Source organism: Pseudomonas grimontii (assembly GCF_007858185.1).
GTDB classification, from domain to species: domain Bacteria; phylum Pseudomonadota; class Gammaproteobacteria; order Pseudomonadales; family Pseudomonadaceae; genus Aquipseudomonas; species Aquipseudomonas grimontii.
The window spans coordinates 180405-191151 of record NZ_VFES01000011.1 but is presented as its reverse complement, the minus strand read 5'-3'; the positions used below and the strand labels follow the sequence as shown (position 1 = coordinate 191151).

The window sequence follows — 10747 nt, the reverse complement described above, 5'->3', positions numbered from 1 at the left end:
CTGCAACACCCGTACCGTTTTCCGCTGTTGGAGCTGGAAAACGGCTGCCATCCGCTTGAGCGGTTTGGGCTTTCAAAAAATGCTTGGGTTAGACCAAACAGGAGCAAGAAAGGGCTTGAGTTTCTTGTCTGATTTGTGTTGGGTCTTTTCGCCTAAAACCCTACATGTAGGGTTTTTTTAGCGCCGAGCTACAAGATAATGCGTTTTGGGGGGCTTAGCAACGCACTACCTGTGGATAACGCTGTGAGTAAAATGTGTATGAAACGTGGAACACCCATGTAGGCCGCAGCACTGCTGGATTCGGCCGTTTGTCACCGAGTATTCCAAGTTGAAAACAGCCGGTTGGATTTTTGAGGGCGCGAACCCTATCACAGAAAAGCAGGATCACCGAATCGATTTCCCGGCTTGTGCGAGAGGGCTTGACCATGGCTACAATCGGCCTTTGTTATGCCCTCAAAACATTACAAATAAGGTGTGGCCTGCTCGGCCAACGAATCCCTTTATAACAACGAGGATCACCCGTGGAGCAAGAAGCCTGGCAAATCCTGATCGTCGAGGACGACGAGCGGCTCGCCGAGTTGACCCGCGATTACCTGGAAAGCAACGGCCTGCGGGTTTCTGTGGAAGGTGATGGCGCCCTGGCTGCGGCGCGGATCATCGCCGAGCAACCGGACCTGGTGATTCTCGACCTGATGCTGCCCGGCGAAGACGGCCTGAGCATTTGCCGCAAGGTGCGCGAACGCTACGACGGGGTGATCCTGATGCTCACCGCCCGCACCGACGATATGGATCAGGTGCTGGGCCTGGACATGGGCGCCGACGACTATGTGTGCAAACCCGTGCGCCCGCGCCTGTTGCTGGCGCGTATCCAGGCCCTGTTGCGACGCAGTGAGCCGGCGGAGCCCGCCAGCGTGGAAAGCCAGCGCCGCCTGCAATTCGGCCCACTGCTGGTGGACAACGCCCTGCGCGAAGCCTGGCTGCACGACGACGGTATCGAACTGACCAGTGCCGAGTTCGACCTGCTGTGGCTGCTGGTGGCGAATGCCGGGCGGATCCTGTCCCGCGAAGAGATCTTTATCGCTCTGCGCGGCATCGGCTATGACGGCCAGGACCGTTCCATTGATGTACGCATCTCACGGATTCGCCCGAAAATCGGCGATGACCCGATCCACCCACGGCTAATCAAGACCATCCGCAGCAAAGGCTACTTGTTCGTCCCTGAAGCCGCCGTCGATATGTCGCAGTGAACTCGATCTTCCTGCGTATCTATGGCGGCATGTGCGCGGCGCTGATTCTGGTGGCGCTGCTCGGCGTGCTGGCCCTGCACCTGCTCAATGAGGTGCGCAGCGGCCAATACCGTGAGCGCCTGGCCCACGGCACCTTTGCCTTGATGGGCGACAACCTGCAGCCCATGAGCGCCATCGAGCGCCAGCGCGCCCTGGCCGTGTGGGAGCGTTTGCTCGGCATCCCCCTGGAACTGCGCAGCCTCACCGATGCCCAGTTGGACCTCAGCCAGCGCGCCCGCCTGCAACGTGGCCTGGTGCTGGTGGAACAGACCGGCCCCCACGCTGCCCGGGTGCTGCGCCTGGTCAGCGATAAGGAGCAGTGGGTGCTGACGGGCGAGGTGCAGCAGATCAGCGAGCAACTGGCCCGCGCGACTATTTACCTGCTGGCCGACGAACTGGTGCGCTTCCCCGTCGCCGAGCAGCCGCAACGGCTGGCGGATATAAAGGAGGCCAAGGGCTTTGGTTTCGAAATGCACCTGATGACCCTCGATCAGGCCGATATGGACGACGACCAACGCCGCCGCGTATCGGAGGGCGATACGGTCATGGCCCTGGGCAAGGGCGGTGATTCGATCCGCGTGTTTGCCGGCATGGTCGGCACGCCCTGGGTGCTGGAACTCGGCCCGCTGTATCAGATGAGCCCGTACCCGGCGCAATGGTTGGTCCTGATCGCCTTGATCGGCCTGACCCTGATCGGCCTGATCGTCTATCTATTGGTGCGTCAGCTTGAACGCAGGCTCCGAGGCCTGGAGGCCGCCGCCACGCGCATCGCCAAAGGCAATCTCGAGGTGCGTGTGCCGGCCCGGGGGGCCGACTCGGTGGGGCGCCTGGCGGCGGCCTTTAATGGCATGGCCGAGCACCTGCAGCAACTGTTGGCGATCCAGCGTGAACTGGTGCGCGCGGTGTCCCATGAATTGCGCACACCGGTGGCGCGCCTGCGCTTCGGCCTGGAGATGATCGGCGACGCCGCCACGCCTGAAGCGCGGCGCAAGTACCTGGAAGGCATGGACAGTGATATTCAGGACCTCGATGGCCTGGTGGATGAAATGCTCACCTATGCAAGGCTGGAGCAGGGAGCGCCGGCGTTGATTTTCCAACGGGTCGACCTCGATGCGCTGCTCGATCAGGTGATCGGCGAATTATCGCCACTGCGCCCGCAGGTGACCGTGGCCAGGGGTATTTGCCTGTCGTCGGCCCATTGGGACGACGCTTGGGTCGATGCCGAGCCGCGCTACTTGCACCGCGCTCTGCAAAACCTGGTGAGCAACGCCATGCGTCACGCCCAGGGCCAGGTGTTGATCAGTTATCAGGTGGGCCAGGTGCGCTGTCGCATCGATGTGGAGGACGACGGGCCCGGTGTACCGGAAAGTGCCTGGGAGCGTATCTTCACGCCGTTCCTGCGCCTGGATGACAGCCGCACCCGTGCCTCGGGCGGACATGGCCTGGGGTTGTCGATTGTGCGGCGGATTATTTACTGGCACGGCGGGCGGGCGTTGATCAGCAAAAGCAACAACCTAGGCGGGGCGTGCTTCAGCCTGAGTTGGCCGAGGGATCAGGACAAACCCTGACGTTTCTCCCGTGATACCCCACACCGAGCAAATCCGTAGCAGCTGCCGAGCGCAAGCGAGGCTGCGTCGGCCGCGCTACCGATCTAACGTCGAGTCGCGTCCGACGCAGCCTCGCCAAGGCTCGACAGCTGCTACGGCTACCAGGCTCAACAGTTGGCCATCACTCACTGAGTATTGCGCCGATAACTCCTTGCCGTGGCACCACTCGCCGCAGAGGTCTGTGAGCAAGCGCAAGCGCACATGCCCGGCCTCTGACCACTCCACCACCTCGGCATGCTCAAAATAGAAGCGCTTCTGCACGATCGGGTAGAGCGCCTTGAACAAACTCTCCTTGATCGAAAACGTCAGCGTCACCAGCAAGGCGATCTGCTCTCGCGGCAGGTCAGCCATACGCTGCAGCTCTTGCGCGGTCAGAATCTCCCCAGCCAGGCGCTCCGCCCGTTCCACGCTCAGTACATTCTCCAGGTCCATCCCCAACCCGCGCCATCGCGCCTTGTGCCCGACAATCGCGGCGGCATGTCCGGTGCTGTGGGTGATGGAACCGCTGATGTGGGCGGGCCACACCGGTGCGCGGTCTTCGCCGATCGGTGGGATGCAGTTGATGTGATCGAGCTGTTGCAGGGCCGCGCGCGCGCACAGGCGACCGGCGAGAAACTCGGCCTGACGCTTGGCCACTGAACGCTGGATGCTCGCCGGTGGTGGCACCTCACAGTGCTGGAAATCGCCGGGTGCCAGTAATGCGGGGTCAAAGCGGGTGCTGAGAAACACCGTGCCCGGCAAGGGTTCGGGCAGCGGCCAATGGGCGTCGAGTGGGGTGCAGCAAGCGGGTAGGGGCGTCATGGGCGGTATTTTGCCGAGTTGATGCGCAAGAGGATAGCCCGCCGTGGTTCAGGTGAGGTTCAGAGCCTGTTCAGGGGGAGTTCAGGGGCGCCTGCGTAGTCTGGCCTCACAGCCAAACGCGTAATGAGGTAACACCATGACTGCGATCAAGAAGCTGATGTTAGCGTTAACCATGCTCAGTGCCACCGCTGGGGTTCAGGCCTCCGATGGTGCCTTTGCTGCATTCGGCCGTGAGAAAACCAAGAAATCCAGCATCCTGATGCAGCGTGTCAGTATCGAAGATGTTGGCAGTCAGCCCACGCCTTGGGGCCAGTCTCTGGGCCAGGCCACCCCGCAGCCGAGCTATCGCGTCGGCTACGAATACCTGACCGGCCAGTTCAACGGCACTAAACTGCGACCGCAAGACCTGCGGGGCCGCTATGATGTGCCTCTGTCGGACAGTTGATTTGCTTTGGAGAGCCTTATGAAATTGCTGGTGGTGGAAGATGAGGCGCTGCTGCGTCATCACCTGTTTACCCGCCTGACCGACAGTGGCCACGTGGTCGAAGCCGTGGCCAACGCCGAAGAGGCCCTGTACCAGACCGGTCAATTCAACCATGACCTGGCGATCATCGACCTGGGCCTGCCCGGCATGGGCGGCCTGGACCTGATCCGCCAATTGCGCAGCCAGGCCAAGACGTTTCCGATCCTGATCCTCACCGCGCGCGGCAACTGGCAGGACAAGGTCGAAGGCCTGGCCGCCGGCGCCGACGACTACGTGGTCAAGCCCTTCCAGTTCGAAGAGCTGGAGGCGCGCATGAACGCCTTGCTGCGCCGCTCCAGCGGGTTTACCCAGTCGACTATCGTCGCCGGACCCTTGCTGCTGGACCTCAACCGCAAGCAAGCGTCCCTCGACGAACAGCCCCTGGCATTGACCGCCTATGAATATCGCATCCTCGAATACTTGATGCGCCATCACCAGCAGGTCGTCGCCAAGGACCGCTTGATGGAACAACTTTACCCCGACGACGATGAGCGCGATCCGAATGTGATTGAAGTACTGGTCGGCCGCCTGCGCCGCAAGCTGGAAGGCCCGGCCGGGTTCAAGCCGATCGATACCGTGCGTGGCCTGGGCTACCTGTTCAATGAGCGCTGCCGTTGATTCGCTCGTTACGTGTGCGCTTGATGCTGGCGGCCGCCACCCTGGCCGTGCTGTTCATGCTGGGCCTGTTGCCCGCCATGCAAGGCGCGTTCAGCCTGGCATTGCAGGATTCCATCGAGCAGCGCCTGGCATCGGATGTCACCACGCTGATCTCCGCCGCGCGGGTGGAAAACAATCGCCTGCTGATGCCGGCGCAGTTGCCGGATGAACGTTTCAACCTCACCGATAGCCGGTTGCTCGGCTATATCTACGACCGCGAAGGCCACCTGGTGTGGCGTTCGCGGGCCACCCGGGACGAAAACATCAACTACAGGCCGCGCTATGACGGGCGCGGCAACGAGTTTGCGCGGATTCGCGAGGCCGACGGCCAGGAGTTCTTTGTCTACGACGTCGAGGTCAAGCTGCTCGGCGGCAAGAGCGCGGCGTTCAGTATCGTGGCCCTGCAACCGGTGCGCGAATACCAATTGACCCTTGAAGGCCTGCGCGAAAACCTCTACCTGGGCTTCGGCGCGGCACTGCTGGTGCTGTTGACCTTGCTGTGGCTGGGCCTGACCTGGGGCCTGCAAGCCCTGCGGCGATTGAGCCAGGAGCTTGACCAGATCGAAGGCGGCACCCGCGAAAGCCTCTCCGAACAACACCCTCGCGAATTGCTGCGTCTCACCGGCTCCCTTAACCGCCTGCTGCACAGCGAGCGCGAACAACGGGCGCGTTACCGCGACTCCCTCGATGACCTGGCCCACAGCCTGAAAACGCCGCTCGCTGTGTTGCAAAGCGTGAGCGAAGACATGGCGCAACGCCCGGAAGATCGTGATCAGGCCTGGGTGCTGCAATCCCAGATCGAGCGCATGAGCCAGCAGATCAGCTACCAATTGCAGCGTGCCAGCCTGCGCAAAAGCGGCCTGGTGCGCCATCAGGTGCGCCTCGAGCCGGTAGTGCAAAGCCTCTGCGATACGCTGGGCAAGGTCTACCGCGACAAGGGCGTCACGGTGGTCTTTGAATTGCCGGACGAATGCGATGTACCGATCGAGAAGGGCGCCCTGCTTGAATTGCTCGGTAACCTGCTGGAAAACGCCTATCGGCTGTGCCTGAGTGAAGTGCGCATCAGCCTGGTGGAAAATCCTGAAGGTATCGAGTTGTGCATCGAAGATGACGGCCCCGGAGTGCCGCCGGACCAGCGTGCACGGATTCTGCAACGGGGCGAGCGCTTGGACCGACAGCATCCGGGGCAGGGGATCGGGTTGGCGGTGGTCAAGGACATCATTCAAAGCTACGGCGCGCGACTGACCCTGGGGGATTCGCCGCTGGGTGGCGCGGCGTTCAAGATTCACTTTCCGGCTGTGTGATCTTTAGTGGCTGGGCTGGCCCTATCGGGGGCAAGCCCCCTCCCACATCTTGAATTTATTCGCACATCAAACTTTGTAAACACCGTCAAAGGTGGGAGGGGGCTTGCCCCCGATGAGGCCCTCACAAACGACGCAGCGCTAACTCTGCTGCGCCCGATAGGCCCCGGGTGTCAGCCCCGTCCACTTCTTGAACGCCCGATGAAACGCCGACGGTTCGGAGAACCCCAATTGCTCGGCGATCTCCAGCAAGGACAAATCCGCCCGCCCCAGGTGGTAGATGGCGATGTCCCGCCGCAACTCATCCTTGAGTGCCTGAAAGCTGGTGCCTTCTTCGCGCAAATGTCGGCGCAGGGTTTGCGGGCTGACGTGCAAGTGCTGGGCGACGGCTTCCAGGTCTGGCCAAGGTGTGCGGTCGCGGCTTAACAAGCGTCGCAACTGGCTGCTCAAACTGTCGCCTTCATCCGGGCGTGACAGCAGGTCGGCGGGGGAACGCTCAAGGAAATGCTTGAGGGTGCGCTCGTCCTGCAACAGCGGCAGGCTCAGGTAGCGGGCGGGAAACACCAGGCTGCTGTTCGGCGCACCGAACACCTGGGCACAGGGAAACAGCAGGTCATATTCAGCGGCGTGGGCCGGCATCGGGTAACTGAACGTGGCCTGGTGCAAACGAATGCGCTGGCCGATCAGCCAACTGCCCAGGCGGTGCCAGATCACCAGCAGGCATTCGCTGAGGAAGTGATCCGGGTCCCACAGTTGAGAATCATCCAGGCTCAAGCGGGCCATTTCGCCTTCCCGTGTCAGCTGCCAGCGCGGACCTTGTGGGAATAGGCTATAAAATAATAAGCCGCGTTCCAGAGCCTTCTCCAGGGTGCGGCAGTGGATCAGCGCATGGCACATCATGGCGAAGGTGCCGCGTTTGCTCGGGCCGTCGGCGAACCCCAGGTACTCATCGTCCAGAGCCAGCCAGAGCATTTGCAGCAGCCGGGTAAATTGCTCGGGTGCAATGCGTGCGCGGGGTTCGGTCAACAGTTCCGGGGTGATGCCCAGCTGTTGCAACAAGCCCGAATAGTCGTATCCGGCTCGACGCGCACCGCCGAGGGCCGCCCGGGCGTAATGACTGGCGATGGTACGTTCACGCATGCGGGGCCCTCGTCCATGGAATGGCGGATGGTAGTCATCACCTGGCAGGGCGACAAGGCGGATATCCGCCAAATTGTAGGACGGGATTGGGCAGTGCGGCGGAAATCCGCCAGTGGGCTCGGCACTTTGGAGGGTGCTTTAAAATCCGCAGCCCTGATGTCTTAAGGCCTTCAGGGGTTTTCAGCAAAGTGGCACGGCGTTTGCGATAAGGATTACAGCGCAGGCCTGGTCCTACAGGCTTCGCAAACAACAAATCCCTCCAGTGCAGGAGGGTTCGCAATTCAAGTGCCGTGGGCAATGGCGGATATTTGCCACACGGGACGATTGAGGAATTTTGCAATGACGACTCGTCAGCCAATCTACAAATCCCTGTATTTCCAGGTGATCGTTGCAATCGTTATCGGTATTTTGCTCGGTCACTTCTACCCGCAGACCGGTGTGGCGCTCAAGCCACTGGGTGACGGCTTCATCAAGCTGATCAAAATGGTCATCGCCCCGATCATCTTCTGCACCGTTGTCAGCGGCATCGCCGGCATGCAAAGCATGAAATCGGTCGGCAAAACCGGCGGCTACGCGCTGCTGTACTTCGAAATTGTGTCTACCATCGCCCTGCTGATCGGCCTGGTCGTGGTCAACGTTGTGCAACCGGGTGCCGGCATGCACATCGACGTAGCGACCCTGGACGCCTCCAAAGTGGCAGCCTACGTCACTGCCGGTAAAGACCAGAGCATTGTCGGCTTTATCCTCAACGTCATTCCGAACACCATCGTCGGCGCCTTCGCCAACGGCGACATCCTGCAAGTGCTGATGTTCTCGGTGATCTTCGGTTTCGCCCTGCATCGCCTGGGTGCCTACGGCAAGCCGGTGCTGGACTTCATCGACCGCTTCGCCCACGTGATGTTCAACATCATCAACATGATCATGAAGCTCGCGCCAATCGGCGCCCTGGGTGCCATGGCGTTCACCATCGGTGCCTACGGTGTGGGCTCGCTGGTGCAACTGGGCCAGCTGATGATCTGTTTCTACATCACCTGCGTCCTGTTCGTGGTCGTGGTGCTCGGCGCCATCTGCCGCGCTCACGGTTTCAGCGTGCTGAAACTGATCCGCTACATCCGTGAAGAGCTGCTGATCGTTCTGGGTACGTCCTCCTCCGAATCCGCACTGCCACGCATGCTGATCAAGATGGAGCGTCTGGGCGCGAAGAAATCCGTAGTAGGCCTGGTGATCCCGACCGGCTACTCCTTCAACCTCGACGGTACCTCGATCTACCTGACCATGGCTGCCGTGTTCATCGCCCAGGCGACTGACACCCACATGGATATCACCCACCAGATCACCCTGCTGCTGGTGCTGCTGCTGTCCTCCAAAGGCGCTGCCGGCGTGACCGGCAGTGGCTTCATCGTACTGGCTGCGACCCTGTCGGCCGTAGGCCACCTGCCGGTTGCCGGCCTGGCGCTGATCCTGGGTATCGACCGTTTCATGTCCGAAGCCCGTGCGCTGACCAACCTGGTGGGTAACGCCGTTGCCACCCTCGTTGTGGCCAAGTGGGTCAAGGAACTGGACACCGACCAGTTGGCCAGCGAGCTGGCATCCGGTGGTCGCGGTATCTCCGACACCCGTGAAGAAGATGATCTGGGCGTGGCCGAAGGCCCGGCACCCGTGATCAAGTAAGCCGCTGATGGCGTGACCCCACGCTGACAGCTATCCGCAAACGCCCCGACTGGTTCGGGGCGTTTGCGTTTCTGTGGGATTACTTTTTTCGAATATTTTGACTTACAGTCAGTGACTCGATGAAATTCGCGTCACGCAGTACGTTCCAAGCGCAGACGTGCAGGAGGATTTATGGACAGTGTTGATTTGAATGTCCTGCGCAGCGTGCTCGAATGGCGCCGTGCGGGGCAGCAGGTGGTGTTGTATAGCGTTGTCCAGACGTGGGGCAGTGCGCCGCGTCCACCGGGTGCCATGTTGGCGTTGCGGGGGGATGGCGTGGTGATTGGTTCTGTGTCCGGCGGCTGCATCGAGGACGACTTGATCGCCCGCTTGCAGGATGGCCGCCTGATGCATGATGGGCCGCCGGTGCAGTTGGTGACCTACGGCGTGACTCGCGATGAGGCGGCGCGTTTCGGCTTGCCGTGCGGCGGCACGCTGCGCTTGACCGAGGAGCGGGTAGACGACTGGACCTGGGTGGCGCAGTTGCTGGAGCGTTGCGAGGCGCATGAAATTGTCGCGCGGGAGCTGGACCTGGTCTCCGGCGAAGTCACGTTGAGCAGTGCGAACAAGACCGATGTAGTCACTTTCGATGGCGAACGCCTGCGGGCTATCTACGGCCCGCGCTGGCGCCTGTTGTTGATCGGCGCCGGGCAGCTGTCGCGCTACGTGGCGGAAATGGCGCGCTTGCTGGATTTCGAAGTGTTGATATGCGATCCGCGCAGCGAGTTTGTCTACGGCTGGGAAGAACAGCACGGCCGCTTCGTGCCGGGTATGCCTGATGAGGCGGTGCTGAATATCCAGACCGACGAGCGCACGGCCATTGTCTGCCTGACCCATGATCCGCGCCTTGACGATATGGCGTTGCTGACGGCGCTGAACTCCAGCGCCTTCTACATCGGCGCGCTGGGGTCGCGGGTCAATAGCCAGAAGCGTCGCGAGAATCTGGCGGCGCTGGGTTTGTCGACGGACGCAATTGCGCGTTTACATGGGCCGATTGGCCTGCATATCGGGAGTCATACGCCGTCGGAGATTGCCTTGTCGTTGATGGCGGAGATTGTCGCGATCAAGAACGGCGTGGCGCCGATGCAGAAAAAGCCCCTGCCAGTGGTCGCCGAGTAATGCCGGCGGCGATTGTCTTGGCAGCAGGGCGGGGTAGCCGGTTCAGAGCCGAGGCGGGGGCTGACCAGGATAAGTTGCTCGCCGATTGCGTGGGCCGTGATGGCGTGATGCGTCCGGTGATCGAGCAGGTGTTGGTGAGTTTGCCGGATAGCCTGGCGGAACGCTGGCTGGTGACCTCGCCGGATCGCACGGAGGTCATTCGGTTGGCCGAGGCACACGGCTGCCAGGTCTTGCTGCTGCAGTCGGCCGGCATGGGGGAAAGTATCGCCGCAGCCGTAGCGGCCAGTGCGTCGGCGGATGGCTGGCTGGTGGTCTTGGGGGATATGCCGTTTATCCAAACATCCAGCATTGAGCGGGTGGTTGAAGCGCTGGAGGACGGGGGCATCAGCGTGCCGGTGCAGGCGGGTGAATATGGGCATCCGGTGGCCTTTGGTCGTGCTTTTGGTCCACGCTTGATGGCGCTGACCGGTGACCGTGGAGGCAAGTCATTGTTCACATGCGCCACGGTGCGGGAAGTGCAGGTAGAAGATGCGGGTGTTCTGTGGGATGTAGATCTGCCGAAACAGTTAAGTTTTAGCGCGGACTCAATTTGATCTTCGCTGT

At 61.5% G+C, this 10747-nt stretch carries 10 protein-coding genes; 8 read left to right on the top strand and 2 right to left on the bottom strand.

Going from position 1 to position 10747, the window contains the following annotated elements; genetic code table 11:
- Window positions 1-521 precede the first annotated feature (521 nt).
- Together FIV39_RS18465 and FIV39_RS18460 are read left to right on the top strand one after the other, a co-directional pair.
- Complete coding sequence (locus FIV39_RS18465; RefSeq protein ID WP_090400435.1) at window positions 522-1247, top strand: response regulator; 726 nt, start codon at window positions 522-524, stop codon at window positions 1245-1247.
- Complete coding sequence (locus tag FIV39_RS18460) at window positions 1244-2854, top strand: ATP-binding protein (protein WP_090400434.1); 1611 nt, start codon at window positions 1244-1246, stop codon at window positions 2852-2854. Before FIV39_RS18465 ends, FIV39_RS18460 begins: the two co-directional genes overlap by 4 nt.
- 75 nt (window positions 2855-2929) lie before the next feature.
- Here the strand turns inward: FIV39_RS18460 and FIV39_RS18455 are convergent, their stop codons facing one another.
- Window positions 2930-3694, bottom strand: a complete 765-nt coding sequence (locus FIV39_RS18455) for a 4'-phosphopantetheinyl transferase family protein (RefSeq protein ID WP_090400433.1) — start codon at window positions 3692-3694, stop codon at window positions 2930-2932.
- 136 nt (window positions 3695-3830) lie between these two features.
- Here FIV39_RS18455 and FIV39_RS18450 point away from each other — a divergent pair, with 136 nt between their 5' ends.
- Genes FIV39_RS18450 through FIV39_RS18440 form a run of 3 tightly spaced genes read left to right on the top strand, consistent with a single transcriptional unit; the run spans window position 3831 to window position 6178 of the window.
- Complete coding sequence (locus FIV39_RS18450) at window positions 3831-4139, top strand: hypothetical protein (RefSeq protein WP_090400432.1); 309 nt, start codon at window positions 3831-3833, stop codon at window positions 4137-4139.
- 18 nt (window positions 4140-4157) lie between these two features.
- Window positions 4158-4835, top strand: coding sequence for a response regulator (locus FIV39_RS18445; protein WP_017138377.1), 678 nt, complete (start codon window positions 4158-4160; stop codon window positions 4833-4835).
- Window positions 4832-6178, top strand: a complete 1347-nt coding sequence (locus FIV39_RS18440; protein ID WP_090400431.1) for an ATP-binding protein — start codon at window positions 4832-4834, stop codon at window positions 6176-6178. Before FIV39_RS18445 ends, FIV39_RS18440 begins: the two co-directional genes overlap by 4 nt.
- 138 nt (window positions 6179-6316) lie before the next feature.
- Here FIV39_RS18440 and FIV39_RS18435 read toward each other — a convergent pair whose 3' ends face one another.
- A complete protein-coding gene (locus FIV39_RS18435; RefSeq protein WP_090400430.1) occupies window positions 6317-7315 on the bottom strand; it encodes an AraC family transcriptional regulator in 999 nt (332 codons plus the stop codon).
- A gap of 339 nt (window positions 7316-7654) precedes the next feature.
- On the opposite strand from FIV39_RS18435, the gene FIV39_RS18430 reads away from it, so the two are divergent.
- From FIV39_RS18430 to FIV39_RS18420, 3 genes are all read left to right on the top strand, one after another.
- Entirely contained in the window at window positions 7655-8986 is a 1332-nt protein-coding gene (locus tag FIV39_RS18430) for a dicarboxylate/amino acid:cation symporter (protein ID WP_090400429.1), read from the top strand.
- 171 nt (window positions 8987-9157) lie between these two features.
- Complete coding sequence (locus tag FIV39_RS18425; protein ID WP_090400428.1) at window positions 9158-10144, top strand: XdhC family protein; 987 nt, start codon at window positions 9158-9160, stop codon at window positions 10142-10144.
- The gene (locus tag FIV39_RS18420) at window positions 10144-10737 is read left to right on the top strand and encodes a nucleotidyltransferase family protein (protein WP_090400427.1); all 594 of its coding nucleotides are present in this window, start codon (window positions 10144-10146) and stop codon (window positions 10735-10737) included. The genes FIV39_RS18425 and FIV39_RS18420 overlap by 1 nt, the downstream gene beginning before the upstream one ends.
- The last annotated feature ends 10 nt before the right edge of the window (window positions 10738-10747 follow it).